The sequence below is a fragment of the Lipingzhangella halophila genome, from assembly GCF_014203805.1.
GTDB classification, from domain to species: Bacteria; Actinomycetota; Actinomycetes; order Streptosporangiales; family Streptosporangiaceae; genus Lipingzhangella; species Lipingzhangella halophila.
The window spans coordinates 2344852-2359829 of record NZ_JACHJT010000001.1 but is presented as its reverse complement, the minus strand read 5'-3'; the positions used below and the strand labels follow the sequence as shown (position 1 = coordinate 2359829).

Below are 14978 nucleotides of genomic sequence, written 5' to 3'. Positions count from 1 at the left end.
TCACTGCCCTCCGCTGCTCCACCGAGGACGCGAGGGCCGCTTGAACCGAGTTAGACCCAGAACGCGAGTTCACTTCTCCACGTCCTTCAAGGCCTGGCTCTTATCCCCAGTCATCCTGCTCACGCTGTCAGCCTGTCGGCTGCTGCTGGTAGCCAACTACGACACCACAACCGCGATGACCATCTCCACCACCGTGGGCGCGATCAGCACGCTGCTGGGGACGATGATCCCGATCCTGTCGGCGTATCTGCCCGTGTTGACGTTGTTCTTCGCTGCCATCCGGAGCTGGCGCTCAGCTCTACTCGCTGGGTTCGCCGCGCTGCTGGTGTCTCCGGCCCAGGCCACCTTTTCCGAAGCTATTGACGGAGTGTTTGAGCAGTTCACCAGTGTGGTGTCGGGTATCGGTGCCCAGGGGCCGGGTTACGTGCTCACTCGTTGGGACCTGTTCTGGGTCGTGCTCTACGCTCTGGCTTGGGTTGGGGTCGGGTTGGCGCTGCAGAAGTGGCCGCCGTCCGGTTACGCGTTCTACTTCCTCGAACCCGAGGAGGAGCCTGAGGAGAAGCGCGGCGGTAGCTCTGGCGCAGCGGTATTCGCCAAGGCGCTGCTGTCACTCACGCTGTTCGTGGGTGGGAGCTTTGCCTTCATGTTCGTGCAGCACGCCTACGCCATGACGTTCAACCTCACCCATCTCTCCCACACGGCCCGGCTTCCGTGGATGCCGCCGGAGGAGATCACGGTCGAGAACAACGCCAGTGAGGACGATGAGAGTGAGAACGAGGAGACGACCAGGCAGGTGGCTTACGTTCTCTCGGTAAGCGAGGAATGGACGGTTCTACTGGATGAGGAGAGCCGCACCATCAGCTACGTGCCTTCTTCCGAGGTCACCGAACGGAGAGTCTGCGAACTCCCGGCAACCACTACCGCTCACGACCCTCCTCTGATCAAGCTGAAGGGCGCCGAACGCCCCAACCTCGACGACTGCGAAGTGGAAAACCACAACATGTGAAGCTCCGCCAAACTCCAAGCAAGGCTCAAGGCCCCTTCAAGCCGCCCTCTCTCGCTTCCCGCCGACCAAGGGCGTAGGGTCACGCCATGGCAGACGACGGAGGCAATACTGAGAACTCTGAGTTCGCCGCGAGCATGGTGCACACATGGGCTGAAGCTGTAGTACGCCAAGCCGACCGGCTCGACGCTCTCCTTGCCTACCTCGACAACGATGGACGCCACCACGAGTACATGGACGACAGCGACCTCCTTCAAGACTTCCGGCAAGCGTGGGCAGAGTCCCATCAGATGGTGTCGGCGTCCTACCAACTGGAGCGGTGGCGCGGCCGTCAGCACACGCTACGCACCGGGGAGAAAGCCCCCGTAACCGACATGAAGCTTAAGCATCTGCGCGACGCGCTGGAGCACCTCGACGAAGCCGACATCCAACAGGGCCGGGCCGTCTCCGACGAAAGGTCGCTTCACAAAATCGGTGGACTCGACCTTGAGGTGGGCAGCCGTTGGTTGTTCGATCACGTCTCCATCGACGACCTCAAACGTGACGCGCGTGAGCGAGCTGCAGCCGCCGAAGCCGAACTCGAAGGCACCGCAGGCGACCGGGCCGCTTCCTTGGCTGAGGACGATGCCATCGAGGCGCAACGTGGATCCTAGTGCCCGAGAATCAGCAGTCGCGCTCCGAGCCGGACGCGGCCTGTGGCCACGCCCGAATGCAGTCGTCCGCACGGCGGTCACGCCCGGCCGTTGACGGGACACTGTCAGGTACGTCCGGCCTGCGCCGCACGAAACTGCCCCGGATGACGCCCCTCCAGGCATGGGACGGGATGCCGCGAGTAAACCGGTCGAGCTCTACCGCGTTCTCACGCAAGCGCGGTCAGGTTCACGACCTTCACGGTGGAGCACCCGCAATCGCTGCTATGGGCGGCAATCCGGGACGGTACCCTTTAACGCACCTTCTCGTGTCGGCCGGCCGACGGGGGGTCGGCCGGACATCGGCTCGATCCCTAGACGACGACTCGTCTAGCAGGTCATATAGCCGGACACGAGAGGAGAACCATGGAGGAGAGCACCCCTGATCAGAGGCGGCCACCCTGGTGGCAGGACTTGATCCGAAGGGCGATGAAGCCACCCCGGTGGCTGTACCTGATCATGAGAGTAGCCGGAGCGGGGTTCGTCGCGGCGATCTTCCGCTTCCTGCTCGACGCCTGGTTCGATGATGGAGGCCCCAGCGGCGAATAACTCGCCGCTGGGTGCCGCTCATCAGGCGGGCTCGCGATTGCTTTGCACGGCTGCGCGGGCCCGCTTTTTGCGTTACCCGCGTGTGCGAAACGTCCACCAACGCCTAGAAGTTAGGGGAACTGGGGTCCACCTCCCCGCGTGCGCGGGGAGCAGTCTTGCCAGTTGTGCCGATACCAGCACCCCTGGGTCCATCCCCGCGTGCGCGGGGCCACCGTCATGGTGAGGGTTTCTTCTCGGGTTGATGGGTTCCACCTCCCCGTGCACGGGGAGTGCGGGCTAGTACCCCAGGGAGAACCTCAACCCGGGACCATCCCCGCGTCCGCGAGGAACAAATACCGAGAATCTGAAGATTCTCCATGATTGGGGAACATCCCCGCGTGTGCGGGGAGCGCAGTTTCAAAGTACAAGTATATAGCAATCATTTGAGTAGGTGCGTGAAAATCCTCACGCGACTCGCCGCGCGCACCACCATCCCGGCCCCACGAGGACAGCTGCGCAACCAGCCGACCAGGGCGTCCACGTCACCGATGTAGACCGGCGGTGATCAGATGCGGTCTCGCCCTCGGCCGCGCGCCGACGGGGGAAGACGCCCGGATGGTGTTTATCAGCTTCACTTGCCTTACCTCTCCTTACACGATGGCCCATGCGGCGGTCAGTGGTGTGCCGCTCCAGCACACCCACTGCACGGCCTTCTCTTGCCAGCATTCGTCGTCCGCCTTGAACGCGACCGGCGACCGGTACATCCACCACCGCTTGCCGCGGCGGCGCAGCGGCCACGTGAGCGGCACCCCCTGCGGGGTCAACCAGTCACCCAGGATGTGGGCCCCCATCCCCACGGCCACGACGGCTCCGAGCAGCGACGGCGCGGGCGGCGCCACCACCATCACCACCACCGTGGCCAGCCCGGCACCGAGGGACACGGTGGTCCACTGCGACAGGGATCGCCGGTCCCGCCCGGTCAGGCACTGCCCGAGACCGCGCAGCCCCAGACTGATGAGCAGCCACAGCACGGCCGCCATCCCGTAGGAGTGCAGCGCCGCGGCCCACACGAGCACGCCGGCCACGACTGCGGCGGGCAGGGTGTGAGTGAGGTGACGGTGCGCCCCCGCCCCATCCTGGTACCCGCCGTAATCGGCCGGGGTGCGGGTCGCCATCCACACCGCCGACGACAACGCCCGCAGCCCTGTGCATGCCCAGGCGGTGATCGGGCCCTGGGAGCGGGTGGCGGTGGCCTCCGGGTGATCCAGATCCGGCAGCAACGCCGCACCGGCACCGACGGCCGCGCCGACCGCGAGCGTCACCACATCCGTCGTCGATCCGAGGAGCGGGGCGATCGCCCCGGTGGTAGCGACACCGGCCAGAGCACCGGTCGCAGAATGGCTGGACGCCATCATGAGGGGAACCTCCAGACAGGAAAGCTCTCGAGGTGCAGTACCTCGGAGCCAAGGTGAGAATGACCGGCGCCCGCCCGCTCGGAGAGGCAGAATGGGGGCGTGCACGTGCTAATCGCGTTCCTGGCGCTGGTGCATGCGAGCGCGGGCGCGTTATGGCTGGGCGCGATGGCCTACAGCCTCTTCGTGGTGCGGCCACGGCTGGCAGGGATGCTCGATGGGGACGACGAGACGCGTATGGAGGAGGCGCAGCAGCTACTCGCGAGCGGCAACCGGTGGCCCACAGCGAGTCTGATCGTCGTACTGTGGCTGTCCGGGATCGGGCTGGTGGCCGCGCATGGCGGCGGTTCCTATGGGTGGTGGGCCGGTGTCGCGGTCAAGGCGCTGCTGCTGACCACAGCGACGGCGTTGTTCTGGTGGGTGTCTTGGCGGGGTTGGCCGCGTCGCGTGTTCGCACTGCCCGAGGAGTTGCCCGCCCTGCGCCGCAAGTTCGATGCCATTGCGGCCGCGATGCTGGCCCTTGTCGGCGCCACCTTCGCCCTCGGCGTTCTGCTTTGAGCGGTCGCTCGGCGGTCCGTCGTGCTCGTGTCGCCGGAAGCCGCTTCGTCAGCTCGAGTTTGCGAGGTCCAGTAACGCCTCCACGCCGACCTCCAACACCTCGTCTTGCGTCAACACCACGTGCTCGGCACGGTGCGGCGGCTCCACCACCAACATCCCGTCCGCGCCGCGGCAGATGGCCGCACCCGGGCCGGCGTACAGCAACGCCAGCACCATCGATGCCTCGGTCACAGGGGACCTCCACATAAGAAAGCCCGACCCCACAGCGAACCGTGGGGTCGGGCAGGGACACGGGGGTTACTCGTTGACGGCGGACTCCTCATGGAAGAGCCCTTCGGCCTCCGCCCAGTCGCGCAGCTTGCGCGCGCGGGCCTTACCGACCTTGAGCACTTCCACGATCCGATCCGCGGTGTTGCGGTCGAGCGCGCCCGAGCGGATCGACTCGCGCATCTCGGATCGCACCGTCTCCATGGACCGATGCGAACCGATGGAGCGAACCGAATCGCCGGACGAGTCGCTCACGCCATCCGATCCGGTGGAGTCGGTCCCCGCGCCGGTTCGATCCGGGGAAGCGTGATCCGATCCGTCTCCCGCCGGGGCATCGGACCGGTCCGGGAAGGGCTCGGATTCGGTTCGATTCCGCTGCGGATCGCTCTTAGGTCCCGGCGGGCTCGGTACCGACTCGGTGACCGGTTCGGTCCGATCCTCTTCCCGCTCCTGGGCGGGCATGGACGAGCCGAAAGACGCGTGGTTCGATCCGCTCTCCAGACCAGCACGATTCGATCCGACGGACCGGTCCGCGACCGGGTCCGGCTCGATCCGGTCCGATTCGACCTCGCCAGGTGGGAGCTCGCGAGGCGGATCGGTTCGATCCTCCGGGGTGGACCGGATCACCTCCATTACCCGAGTCGCCGTCTCAACGAACCGGTCCGACCGGTCCGAGGCCGGATCAGTTCGATCCGGCGCGTCACCCGGATCACCCTGCCGGCGGATCGCCTCCCCACGAGCCGCCCACACCGAGGCCGTCATCCGCTCGCGCACGATCGGCAGCACCTCGGCGAACATGAACACCATCAACGGCGGGATCGAGTGCACCACGATGCCCTGCGCGTCCTGGGCAGCCCAGTAGGGCCAGGTGTTCATCGAGTACGTCGCCCCCAGGGCGAACCACTTGGTGAACCGCGGCCAGCCGGACAACCGGACTCCGTACCGGCCGGCGACCTGTTCCGCCCACAGGATCCCCATCAGTGGCAACGCGATCGCGGGCTCGACGAACCAGGCGGTCACCCACACCGGAGAGCCCGGCGCGGCGTCCCCAGCGACGAACTGCTGGACGTTCGGGGTGGTCCAACCCAGGAAGAACAGCACACCCACCCAGATCAGGGTGTTGCAGCGGGCGCGCCACCGCTCGATGTTCAGCGCCGCCACATCGGGGTGGGTCTGGTAGTTGCGCACTGCGGCGGCGTCCTGGGCACGCCCGAACAGCCGGGTGGCGCGCCGAGACGTCGGTGCCTGCGGACTGGCGGCTTCCTGCTGATCAGGCGGATCCTCGTCTCGTTCCGGCGGGTCTGGGTTCTCGGTTGGCTTGTTGAGTTCCCAGGACAGGGGGTGCATCGGCAACGACAGCCACTGGTTCTGCGGTTGATCGCGCTGGTGGTTGGTCGGGTTCATGACAGGCTCCTTCGTTGATCAGGGGTCGTCACGTCGACTGGTCGACGCGTCGCACGCAGTCAGAGGGGTTAGCGGGTGGCTCGACGGTTCACCCCGGGTTCCAGTGGGATCCGTCGACCCGTCGACCTGGTGTTTTCGCAGATCAACGGGTCGACGGATGGTGTGGGATCGACGGGTTGCCTCGACGCATCGACGGGTGCGTCGACGCGTCACTCGGCGTCTGTGGGGGTGACGTCGACGGGTCCGCCGGACTCGATCCGGGCGAGGGCGGCCTTGAGGTCGCGGGTGGCGGGTCCGCGGATGTCGGTCCCGTTGATGCGCTGCTTGCCCACGGGGGCGCCCCAGGCGGCCAGCAGCATTCCGAACCGGCGCGGAGTGAGGTCGAGCCCGAGCTCGTCGATGAGCCAGGTGGTCGACACCCGGGGCTGCCCGGTGTCCTCGGCCAGCCGTGTCGCCCAGGCGAGAACCTGAGGCACGCGGGTTGTCGGCTCGTTCGGCGCTGTCGTCGCCGTCAGCGACGCTGGCCCGTCTGAGGCGGGGGCGGTACTCATGATGTCGGCCGGATCCGCCCACGACGCTGCAGCACCCCCACCCGTGGCGGTCACAGAGTGCGTGGATGTGGAGTCGACCTCGTCGAGCACTGCGGGGTGGGCGTTGTCGCCGTCGTCAGCGAAGAGCTGCCGCATGCGCTCGTACCGGGTGGTGTACGCATCGCCCGCGATCCGCGCTGATGCCTCATCCAGCTCCGGGCGGGCTCGGGAGATGCGCATCCCGACCTGCTCCATGTCATCAGGGAGGATGTTCCACGCCTGGGTTCGCGCTGGATGTCCACCATCGACGCCGAGCCACCCGGCGCCCTTGGCAGTCAGGTGTTCCGGTTTGAGCTTCAGCTCCCACGCGTCCTCGAAGACCCTGGCGATCTCCTTCTGCTCCTTGACCTTCATGCACACCCCGACACCGGTCTGGGCGACCATGCCGGCGGGCACGATGTCCCCGGTGGCGCGCAACGCCGAGAGGACAAGGTTCACGGCTTCGTTACGGGCGATCCGCTGGATCTCCGCCAACAGGTCCGCGAGCTGGCCGACCTTACCCTTGCCCGCTTCTTCCAGAGCTTCGGCACCCTCGTCGAGCATGATGACGACCTCGGGCAGGTCGTCCCCCACCGGCAACAGGTTCGTGTTGTGGGCCTTCTTGCGTGAGCGGTAGGCGGTCTTGCGGTGCTTGGCGATACGCACTGCCGCCTGCAGCATCAGGATCGCCTCGTCGACCGTGGGCGCCGCCCAGTCCACCGGGGGCCGGTCCACTCGGCCTTGCAGCCACGGCTCCACCCACGGCTGCGTCATGCCGCCGCCGTTGAGGTCGATGTGCCACACGACAGCGTCGGAGCAAATGCCCAGGGTGGCGGTCATGCCGTGCAGCAGCGTGGTCTTTCCGGAGCCGCGTTTGCCGACGACGAGCCAGGACTCCTCGCGAATCGGAGCCTGGGCGGTGTCGCCATTGGGGTGCACCCCGAACGGGATCCCCTCCATCACAGACCGCTGCTCGTCGAAGAGCGGATGGGGGATGTTCTCCGCGATCTGGTTCACCGTTGGGACCCGCAGCGTCACGGTGCGCTGCCCCTCACCAACGGGTTCGATCAGTTCGATAGTGCACCCGTGGGGCAAGTTGCAGTCGTTGGCCAGCCCAGCAAGGTGGGTCCGCAGGTTGTCCGCGGTGGCCCCGCCGACAGGCAGCACGACACGAACGTCCTTGCCGTTGTCGTTCGGCCAGGAGGTCACCTCGGCCACAACGGTGCCGCGGAACGGGGCGCCACCGCGGGTGATGATGCGGTCCTGCCATTCCTGACACTCCCGAGAGGCGGACATCAGCACGAGCCCGCGTTCCTGGCTGGGCTGCTGCTTGAGGCGTTTGAGCCAAGGGCCGGCGTGGGCGCCGACCATACACCCGGCGCCCAGCGCCGCGAGGCTGAGCCACTCGGTCTGGTCGGCGGGGGTGGACCAGTCCCACCCGAAGTCCGACCAGGCCCAGGTGAACCACCCGCCCAGGGCGGACCATCGGCCGAGCTGGATGCCCACCGCGGCGGGCGGGCCCCAGGAGCCGGCGTTGGCCAGCACCGAGCAGAGCCCACCCACCACAGCGGCGCCCGCCCCCAACAGGGGCGAGACATCGAAGGTGACACCCGCCGCCGTCACGGCGGCCACGCCGAGGGTGGACTGGATGCCCACCCCCCACGGCGGCAGGCGCGACGGCTGCGAGCGCTTGTTGGACATCAGACGTTCCACTTCTCCTCGCCGCGGCGGGCGTTTTCCTTGCGGGCGATGTCGTCCTGGTGCGCCTTACGCAGCAGCGGTTCGATCTCTTGGGCGATCGACCCGGTCTGAGCGATCGCCGTGTAGAGCTCCTGGAGCTTGTCGGTGACGGCCTGATTGATCGGGTAGTCGCTCTCCAGCTTCTGGGCGTAGGTACGCACGGACAGGGCGACCTGGTTGGATACCTCGGGCCACTGGCGCGACTCGCGGACGACGGCCCACATGTCCTCGGGTGCGTAACGGGATGCGGCTGAGTTCATGTCGGCCGCGACGGATGCCATGGGCAGTCCGGACATGCTGTTTCCTCCTGCTGGGGTTGGTGCGGGCTTCGCGTTGGGCTGGTTGCCGTTCGGATTCGTAGCGTTGGGCTGGTTGTCGGTCGGGGTCGTCTTGGATCCGTCCGTGTCGGTCTTTTCGGTGGTGGGCTGGTCGCGGCGCCAGGGCGAGGGTTCGCGGCTGGCACGCTCGTGTGCGGCATCGCGCTCGCCCTCAGCACTGCCGTGCGCGTGCTCCACGTTCTCCTCGGGCGGCATGACCCGGTTCATCTCGGCGTCGGCGCGGGCGTGCCACCGAGCGCGAGCACGCCCCACGGCGGCGCCAAGACCGGCGAACAGCGCCGCGCCTCCCGCGAACAGAGCGGTGAACAGGGGGCGATGGTTCTTGCGGGCTCGCAGCGCGTCACGAGCGGCCTGCCGGCGCGCCCGAAACCCAGAAGCACCGCGAGTGGCTCTCCACGCGGTGGAGCCGCGGTGACCGGTGTTCGCGTCGAACCACCGCCCGGTCGCCGACCGGGCCCGGCGTGCTCCGCGGCCGAAAGCGGCGCCTATGCGGGCGAGCCGCCCTGCCGGGGCGGTGGTGGAGTCGGTGGTCCCGGCTTCTGCGGGCCGGGTGGCAGTAGCCATCGCATCCTTTCCCTTCTTCGCGGTGGAGTTCTTCGAGGGCGTGGTGCCTCTGGTGGAGGGCTTCGGTGAGTTGGCCTTGGCCCCGCGGCGACCGAACAGGCTCCACCTGCGTCCGCTGGAGCTGGCACCGCCGCCTCCGCGACCGAGCCGACCCGAACGCGAGTTCGCCCCACCGCCGGAGCGCCTCCTGAACAGTCCCCCTCCGCCACGGCCACCGGTGGTGGGGCCCCCTCCGAACCGGCCACCTCTCAGGCGTCCCCCCGAGCCCCGGCCGCGACCGAAGAGTCCTCCTCCGGAGCCGCGGCTCCCACGGTCGAACACGCCAGCGCCCCGGCGCGAGGTCGCGCCGCCCGTGGAGGACCCCGAGCCGCGCCGCCGGCCGAACACGCCGCCACCTCGGGCTCCGGCGGCGGAACCGCGGCGGCCGAGCCGACCCCCGCCGCCACTGCCGGCCCCACCGGCACGCCGACCTCCGAGGAGCCCGCCGGACCGGGCTGGCGAGGAGCGGTGGGCTCCGGTACCCGCGGCACGCGGCGATCCGCCGCGCCCGAACAACCCGCCGCCCGAACGGCCAGCCCGCAGACCCGTGGCGCCCGTGCTTCGGGCCCCACTCCGGAATCCGCGCGATCCGCCCGCGCTGGCTCCGCCGCGGCGTCCCAGTCCGCTCATGCGGCCCACACCCGCGGAGCGCATACCCCACTGGCGAGATCCACCCGAGCGGTGCGTTCGCGTAGTCACCGACCTCCGCGCCTGACGGCCGTGCTTGCGGCGCCGGTGCGCCATGTAGGCGATCCCGCCCGCGGCGGCGGTACCGCCCGCCGCGGCTGCCGCCCACCACCCGAACACGTTGGTGAGGTAGAAACCCGCGAAGGAGAGGACGGATGCGCCGCCGAGCAGGATCTGCCCCAGCGGCACCCGCCCCGGCGGGGACTCCTCGGTGTCCTTGTCCTTCGTGCTCGTCGTTGAGTTGTCGTTCGGAGCGACACTGGTGGTCTCGGGCGCCGGGTCTGGTGGGGTCTGAGACGACGACGGCGCCGGGGTCTCCGGCGCCGCTTCCTGGTCCTGCTTGGTGTTGTCGGTGTCGCTCACCTCTTATCCCCTCTCGCCGTGGGATTCCGCCGCGGGTCGCGGTCGTCCAACCCGGCGCGTCTCAGCTGAGCGATGACGTTCTTGATCGTGCGCGGGTCCGACGGTGTGGACGAGGTGAAGACGGTGCCCCGCCCACAAGGTGGGATCCACGCCAGGTGGCCTGACCCCTTGACTTCGATCCGCCACCTTCGGGCGCGCGCGAGCCGCGCAAACTTGCGGAGTTCACGTGGCATCCGCGGCAGTCTTCGGGACATGCTTGATCTCCTCGGGTTCGTGGGAACCCGTCCTGGTCCCTGAAGACGCCCACGCGTGTGGGCGCCAACAGGCAGAGGACGGGAACAAGAACGCCCACGGCTCTGGCCGTGGGCGGTGGTCCTGGTGGACGGCCAGTAGGTGGGATCACCAGTCGTTGTCGTCGATGTCGATCTGCGCCTGGTCGCGCTCGCCGGGGCCGTACAGCTCGCGCTCGGCCTGTCCGATCAGACCGGCGTGGGTGATGGCGAGCCCAGCCGCGCACAGCGCAGAGACCGCGCCGACGGCGTGGATCACGAACCACGGCCCGTCGGCATATCCGTAGGCCGTGAGTGCGGCGGCGATGGTGTAGATGATCAGCACGGCTATGCGCATGGGAGGGCTCCGCTGAGTGGGCACCGCGACGCAATGGGTGTCATGCTGGGGCCCTCCCGGTGTAGTAGCGCACGGGGAGCGCGGCCCGCCCGGTCCTGATGAGATAGGGCGGGCCGCAACGAACTACTTCGCGTTTCGCACGTGGTTGTTGAACGCGGCCTCGGCCTTGTCACTGGCCGAGCGCCCTGATGCGGCGAACGCCGCTCCGCACTGGCACAAGTACTCGGCCTCGGCGTTGGGGTCGCCGATGTACTTGGTGGTGTCGTGGCCGCCGGCGTGGCCGTGGAAGACGACGCTGTCCTTGCTCTTGCTGCTAAACAGGCCCATCTTTTCCTCCATCGATGTGATCGGGGGTGGAGCCGCGTCCTGCGGTCCCTGACCCGCCCCGGCAGGATGGACCGGGGCGGGCGTAGGCACCGCAGTCAGCGGCAGGTGTGGTTGGCCAGCTCCTGATCGGCCCGCGCCTCGGCGTTGGGGCCGGACACGCGGGTCCACCACCCGCACTCACACGACCGGGACGCCGACGTGGGGACCTCACGGGTGCTCATCGGGCACCCCCGCTCATGACCAGAGCCGCGGCCCACAGGCAGGCGTGGTGCATGGTCTGGTCGACGTGCATCGCACCCCCGCCGTGCTGCCGGAACGCCGTGGAGCCTGTGCGGTCCATGAACTCGCGGACGGGTCACCTGCGGTCGATCACCGCGTGGGTCACCGCGGACACGGCGACGCCGGCGGCCATGCGGCGCGGGGACAGGCCGAGCCCGAGCACCCGGTCGGCGGCGATCAGCGCGCCAACCTGGACGGCGTGGTAGGAGCCGACGTGCTTGGCCAGGCACCACCACGACTCCGCCTCGGAGCACTCCACGGTGCGGTCAGACGCGGCGGGCTTGCGGTTCGACTGGTGGTCGGTTTGGGCCATGAAATCGCCCACATGGTGAGCAGCAGTCAGCGTGCCGAGGGTCGCGGCGAACCGGGCAGCGCTCATGAGGCACCCCCTTGAGCCTCGGCAGTGAGCACAGTCAGCTCGGAGTGATCCAGATCCACTTCGACCGACCGGCCCCGGTCAGCGGAAACGTGTTCAGCCATCTGGGTGGCGAAATCCAGCACGCGCGCCATGAGGGCGTGGAGCTGGCCGGCCTGCTCGGCGGTCTCGACGATCCGGCGCATTGCCTCGGTGTCGCGCTGGTGCTGGGCCCGGACCAGCGCGATCGCGGACAGCTCCAGCTCGTGAAGGGACTGCTGTGTGCTCACCGGGCACCCCCAGCTTCGCGTGCCTCACGGGCCTGGCGAGCGGTCATTTCCTCAGGTTCCCGGCGAGACGCCAGCCACCCGGCGACAGCGACGAGGACCGGGGCAGCGAGAAACAGCCCGAGGTAGGCACACTCGACAGACGAGAACAGGCCAACGACCGTGGATACGGTTGACATAGCTCAACTCCTGGGATTGCAGGTGGTTGGGTCAGCCTCGGGGAGGTGTAGCCGCACCACCCCGAGGGCGCTTTCAAAGAGAGCCCCGCCCGGGACGGGTCGGGGCAGCCTGACCAGTGCCGTCAGTGGGCACCGTCAGGACGATCAGGGCACGACCACCACCGATGTGGCGTCGGCGAACAACAAGGCACCCGCACGAAACGGGGCGCCCAAGTTGGGGCGCGAGGATTCACTCGGCGTGAGTCAGGAAGAGCGAGCGCAGTAGCGTCTCAAGCTCGAAGCGACGCACCAGCCGAGGGGCGATGGGATCCACCTGTGGCCGGCGCGTCGAGAAACATCGTCCCAGCCCTCCGCCCGCCGTGAATAAGGGTTCGACCGGCCGACGCGCCGGTCCGGCCGCGTGGCCTCGGCAGATGAGGGGCAGAAGAAGTCGCACAAGTAGCGCGAGCCATAGATGCCGCGCCCGCCCGGCGTCACCCCTCCCCCGCTTCTCGAGCGTTGTGCTTGGAGCGGTCGAACGCGAATACTTGCCACCATGGCCGACAAGGACTCAAAGATCGAAGCGTGTGCCGAAGCCCTCACAGTTATGTGGGACAACGAAGTCGGGCACAGCGAACACACTCGCCGGGCAAGCGAGGCCGCAGAGAACCTCATGTCAGGCGGAGGAACCGATCTGCTGTACGCACCAGCAGAGATAGTCCGGATGCTTACCCAAGCCATCGAGATCGGCTACACCACCGCGCTCACGGATGTAGGTAACGGGGCTCATCCCAATCCAGGGTGTAGTCGGGGCCTGAACCCGCCGGACTCCAGCAGCGATCTGGCGATGTAGTTGGTGAGGTTGCGGAACCCCAGCACCGAGCCTCGGAGGTGCTCGAGTCGTCCGTTGATCGCCTCGGTCGGCCCGTTGGACGTGCCGGGTCGATCAAAGTAAGCCAGCACGTCATCTGCACGCTTCCTCAGCGTCCGCCCCAGCGTGACGACCTCGGTGAGCACGGCGGGAACGGCGGAGCTCACGGACTCGATCAACGTGGTCATCAGCTCCCGGCCGCGTGCACGGTCGGGCTCACGGTAGGCGGTGATCATGCGCTGGTAGACGCCCCAGGTTGCCTCGACCTGGACGTGGTCGTCGCCGTCGAACAGGGCGTTGAGCCGCTGGCATTGTTCGACGGTGAGCAGGTCGGCGCCGGTGTGCAGGGTCCGCCGGGCACGGTAGAGCGGGTCATCTTTGCGGTCGCGGTGGCCGTGGATGGCCTGCTGGACCCGGCGCCGGCACGCGTCGAGGGCATCGCCTGCCAACCGGACCACGTGGAAGGGATCCATCACTGTCACCGCGTCGGGGAGTTCCTCGGTGGCGGCGGTCTTGAACCCGGTGAACCCGTCCATCGCGACCACCTCTACTGCGTCGCGCCAGGCCTGGGGGCGCTCGGTGAGCCAAGTCTTGAACGCTTGTTTCGAGCGGCCCTCGACCATGTCCAGCAGCCGCGCGGGCCCCGTGCCGTCCCGGATCCCGGTCAGGTCGATGATCACCGTGACGTACTTGTCACCGCGCCTAGTACTGCAACGACAGGTTGCGATGTTGTGGCCACTCACGGTAGGTATTCGTGGGTGGTCGTGACTGATCTTGAAACGTGGTCGCGGGAGTTCTTCGACTTCCTCGCTGGCTTTGCTCACCGTTTCCCTCGTGTGGAGTCCCGCCGCCAGGCGGCCTCCTACCTGCGCGGGCTGCTCAGCGAACTCGAACGCAAGAATGGCTGGACTCTGGCTGAGACGGCCGGCGAGCATGGCCCCCAGCGCCTGCAGCGTCTGCTGAACTTCTATGCCTGGGACACCGACGGCCTGCGCGACGATATTCGCACATGTGTCGCCGAGACCATCGGTGATGCCGACAATGGTGTGCTCATTCTCGATGACACCGGGTTCCTCAAGAAGGGCGCGAGATCGGCCGGGGTGGCCCGCCAGTACTCTGGAACCGCCGGGCGGATCGAGAACTGCCAGATCGGTGTGTTCCTCGCGTATGCGGGACCACAGGGGCGGGCGCTGATCGACCGGGAACTCTACCTTCCCTCCGCCTGGACCGAGGACCGCCAACGGTGCCGGGCGGCGGGAATCAGCGACGATATCGCCTTCGCCACCAAGCCCGATCTGGGGCAGGCTCTACTGAAAAGGGCGGTGGAAGCGGGAGTTCCCTTCGGATGGGTCACGGCAGATGAGGCCTATGGCGGAGTCAGCCGCCTACGGCGATGGATGGAAGAACGCGCGATCGCCCATGTGGTCGCCGTACCGAAATCGCAGATGGTGATCACGATGGATCTGGGCCAGTCTCGCGCCGACCGTCTGATTGCCGGTCTCGGCGAGGAGACATGGCACCGCCTGAGCTGCGGTGAGGGCGCCCATGGGACACGTGTCTATGATTGGGCCTCGGCTGATATCCGGCCGTTGCGCGAGCCAGGAAAGGCCCACTGGCTCCTTGCCCGCAGGAACGTCAACGACCCCGATAACCTCGCCTACTACATCTGCTTCGCCGACGAGAGCACCACAGTAGAGGAACTGGTGCGCGTGGCCGGGTCCCGGTGGGCGATCGAGGAGTGCTTTCAGGCGGCCAAGAACGAAACCGGGCTGGACCACTACCAAGTGCGTGGCTACCGCGCCTGGTATCGCCACATCACACTGTCCATGGCCGCCTCGGCATTTCTCCTCTGGCTGCGCCAGGCGCTGAAAAAAGGGGATCAGAGCGCGACCCGACCGCGTCCTTGATTCCCC

General features: G+C 67.8%; 16 protein-coding genes and 1 pseudogene. 4 read left to right on the top strand and 13 right to left on the bottom strand.

Annotation, left to right across the window (positions count from 1 at the left end; genetic code table 11):
• Window positions 1–175 precede the first annotated feature (175 nt).
• Both F4561_RS10660 and F4561_RS10655 read left to right on the top strand, forming a co-directional pair.
• Window positions 176–1006 carry a hypothetical protein gene (locus F4561_RS10660; RefSeq protein WP_184577419.1) on the top strand — a complete coding sequence of 277 codons (831 nt, stop codon included), beginning with the start codon at window positions 176–178 and terminating at the stop codon, window positions 1004–1006.
• Window positions 1007–1092: 86 nt separating this feature from the next.
• A complete protein-coding gene (locus tag F4561_RS10655; protein WP_184577416.1) occupies window positions 1093–1656 on the top strand; it encodes a beta/gamma crystallin family protein in 564 nt (187 codons plus the stop codon).
• Window positions 1657–2870: 1214 nt separating this feature from the next.
• On the opposite strand, the gene F4561_RS10650 is transcribed toward F4561_RS10655, so the two are convergent.
• On the bottom strand, window positions 2871–3635 hold the full coding sequence (locus F4561_RS10650; RefSeq protein ID WP_184577413.1) for a metal-dependent hydrolase: 765 nt from the start codon (window positions 3633–3635) through the stop codon (window positions 2871–2873).
• A gap of 99 nt (window positions 3636–3734) precedes the next feature.
• On the opposite strand from F4561_RS10650, the gene F4561_RS10645 reads away from it, so the two are divergent.
• Window positions 3735–4190 (top strand): hypothetical protein, encoded by a 456-nt coding sequence (locus F4561_RS10645; protein WP_221445445.1) that lies wholly within the window; start codon window positions 3735–3737, stop codon window positions 4188–4190.
• A 48-nt stretch (window positions 4191–4238) separates the two neighbouring features.
• On the opposite strand, the gene F4561_RS10640 is transcribed toward F4561_RS10645, so the two are convergent.
• The 12 genes and pseudogenes from F4561_RS10640 to F4561_RS10595 all read right to left on the bottom strand — a co-directional run.
• Complete coding sequence (locus tag F4561_RS10640; RefSeq protein ID WP_184584249.1) at window positions 4239–4421, bottom strand: hypothetical protein; 183 nt, start codon at window positions 4419–4421, stop codon at window positions 4239–4241.
• A 66-nt stretch (window positions 4422–4487) separates the two neighbouring features.
• Complete coding sequence (locus F4561_RS10635; protein ID WP_184577410.1) at window positions 4488–5861, bottom strand: hypothetical protein; 1374 nt, start codon at window positions 5859–5861, stop codon at window positions 4488–4490.
• A 209-nt stretch (window positions 5862–6070) separates the two neighbouring features.
• Complete coding sequence (locus F4561_RS10630; RefSeq protein ID WP_184577407.1) at window positions 6071–8131, bottom strand: DMT family transporter; 2061 nt, start codon at window positions 8129–8131, stop codon at window positions 6071–6073.
• A complete protein-coding gene (locus F4561_RS10625) occupies window positions 8131–9072 on the bottom strand; it encodes a hypothetical protein (RefSeq protein WP_184577404.1) in 942 nt (313 codons plus the stop codon). The genes F4561_RS10630 and F4561_RS10625 overlap by 1 nt, the downstream gene beginning before the upstream one ends.
• A 1488-nt stretch (window positions 9073–10560) precedes the next feature.
• Window positions 10561–10788, bottom strand: coding sequence for a hypothetical protein (locus F4561_RS10620; protein WP_184577401.1), 228 nt, complete (start codon window positions 10786–10788; stop codon window positions 10561–10563).
• Between the two features lie 123 nt (window positions 10789–10911).
• Window positions 10912–11115: a hypothetical protein gene (locus tag F4561_RS10615; protein ID WP_184577398.1), complete on the bottom strand. Its 204-nt coding sequence runs from the start codon at window positions 11113–11115 to the stop codon at window positions 10912–10914.
• A gap of 95 nt (window positions 11116–11210) precedes the next feature.
• Window positions 11211–11336, bottom strand: a complete 126-nt coding sequence (locus F4561_RS33255; protein ID WP_281384067.1) for a hypothetical protein — start codon at window positions 11334–11336, stop codon at window positions 11211–11213.
• Window positions 11333–11455, bottom strand: coding sequence for a hypothetical protein (locus tag F4561_RS33250; protein ID WP_281384066.1), 123 nt, complete (start codon window positions 11453–11455; stop codon window positions 11333–11335). Before F4561_RS33250 ends, F4561_RS33255 begins: the two co-directional genes overlap by 4 nt.
• A 15-nt stretch (window positions 11456–11470) precedes the next feature.
• A complete protein-coding gene (locus F4561_RS10610) occupies window positions 11471–11773 on the bottom strand; it encodes a hypothetical protein (protein ID WP_246437182.1) in 303 nt (100 codons plus the stop codon).
• A complete protein-coding gene (locus tag F4561_RS10605) occupies window positions 11770–12039 on the bottom strand; it encodes a hypothetical protein (protein WP_184577395.1) in 270 nt (89 codons plus the stop codon). The genes F4561_RS10610 and F4561_RS10605 overlap by 4 nt, the downstream gene beginning before the upstream one ends.
• Window positions 12036–12215, bottom strand: a complete 180-nt coding sequence (locus F4561_RS10600) for a hypothetical protein (RefSeq protein ID WP_184577392.1) — start codon at window positions 12213–12215, stop codon at window positions 12036–12038. The genes F4561_RS10605 and F4561_RS10600 overlap by 4 nt, the downstream gene beginning before the upstream one ends.
• A gap of 765 nt (window positions 12216–12980) precedes the next feature.
• Window positions 12981–13772 (bottom strand): annotated as a pseudogene (locus F4561_RS10595) (ISL3 family transposase); the annotation flags it as partial.
• A gap of 57 nt (window positions 13773–13829) precedes the next feature.
• Here F4561_RS10595 and F4561_RS10590 point away from each other — a divergent pair.
• Window positions 13830–14972: an IS701 family transposase gene (locus tag F4561_RS10590; RefSeq protein WP_376773693.1), complete on the top strand. Its 1143-nt coding sequence runs from the start codon at window positions 13830–13832 to the stop codon at window positions 14970–14972.
• The last annotated feature ends 6 nt before the right edge of the window (window positions 14973–14978 follow it).

Bases quoted from the DNA above. Each gene is read 5' to 3' on its own strand.
- F4561_RS10660 (WP_184577419.1), top strand. From the start codon at position 176: ATGACCATCTCCACCACCGTGGGCGCGATCAGCACGCTGCTGGGGACG.
- F4561_RS10655 (WP_184577416.1), top strand. From the start codon at position 1,093: ATGGCAGACGACGGAGGCAATACTGAGAACTCTGAGTTCGCCGCGAGC.
- F4561_RS10650 (WP_184577413.1), bottom strand. From the start codon at position 3,635: ATGATGGCGTCCAGCCATTCTGCGACCGGTGCTCTGGCCGGTGTCGCT.
- F4561_RS10635 (WP_184577410.1), bottom strand. From the start codon at position 5,861: ATGAACCCGACCAACCACCAGCGCGATCAACCGCAGAACCAGTGGCTG.
- F4561_RS10630 (WP_184577407.1), bottom strand. From the start codon at position 8,131: ATGTCCAACAAGCGCTCGCAGCCGTCGCGCCTGCCGCCGTGGGGGGTG.
- F4561_RS10625 (WP_184577404.1), bottom strand. From the start codon at position 9,072: ATGGCTACTGCCACCCGGCCCGCAGAAGCCGGGACCACCGACTCCACC.
- F4561_RS10620 (WP_184577401.1), bottom strand. From the start codon at position 10,788: ATGCGCATAGCCGTGCTGATCATCTACACCATCGCCGCCGCACTCACG.
- F4561_RS10615 (WP_184577398.1), bottom strand. From the start codon at position 11,115: ATGGGCCTGTTTAGCAGCAAGAGCAAGGACAGCGTCGTCTTCCACGGC.
- F4561_RS33255 (WP_281384067.1), bottom strand. From the start codon at position 11,336: ATGAGCACCCGTGAGGTCCCCACGTCGGCGTCCCGGTCGTGTGAGTGC.
- F4561_RS33250 (WP_281384066.1), bottom strand. From the start codon at position 11,455: ATGGACCGCACAGGCTCCACGGCGTTCCGGCAGCACGGCGGGGGTGCG.
- F4561_RS10610 (WP_246437182.1), bottom strand. From the start codon at position 11,773: ATGAGCGCTGCCCGGTTCGCCGCGACCCTCGGCACGCTGACTGCTGCT.
- F4561_RS10600 (WP_184577392.1), bottom strand. From the start codon at position 12,215: ATGTCAACCGTATCCACGGTCGTTGGCCTGTTCTCGTCTGTCGAGTGT.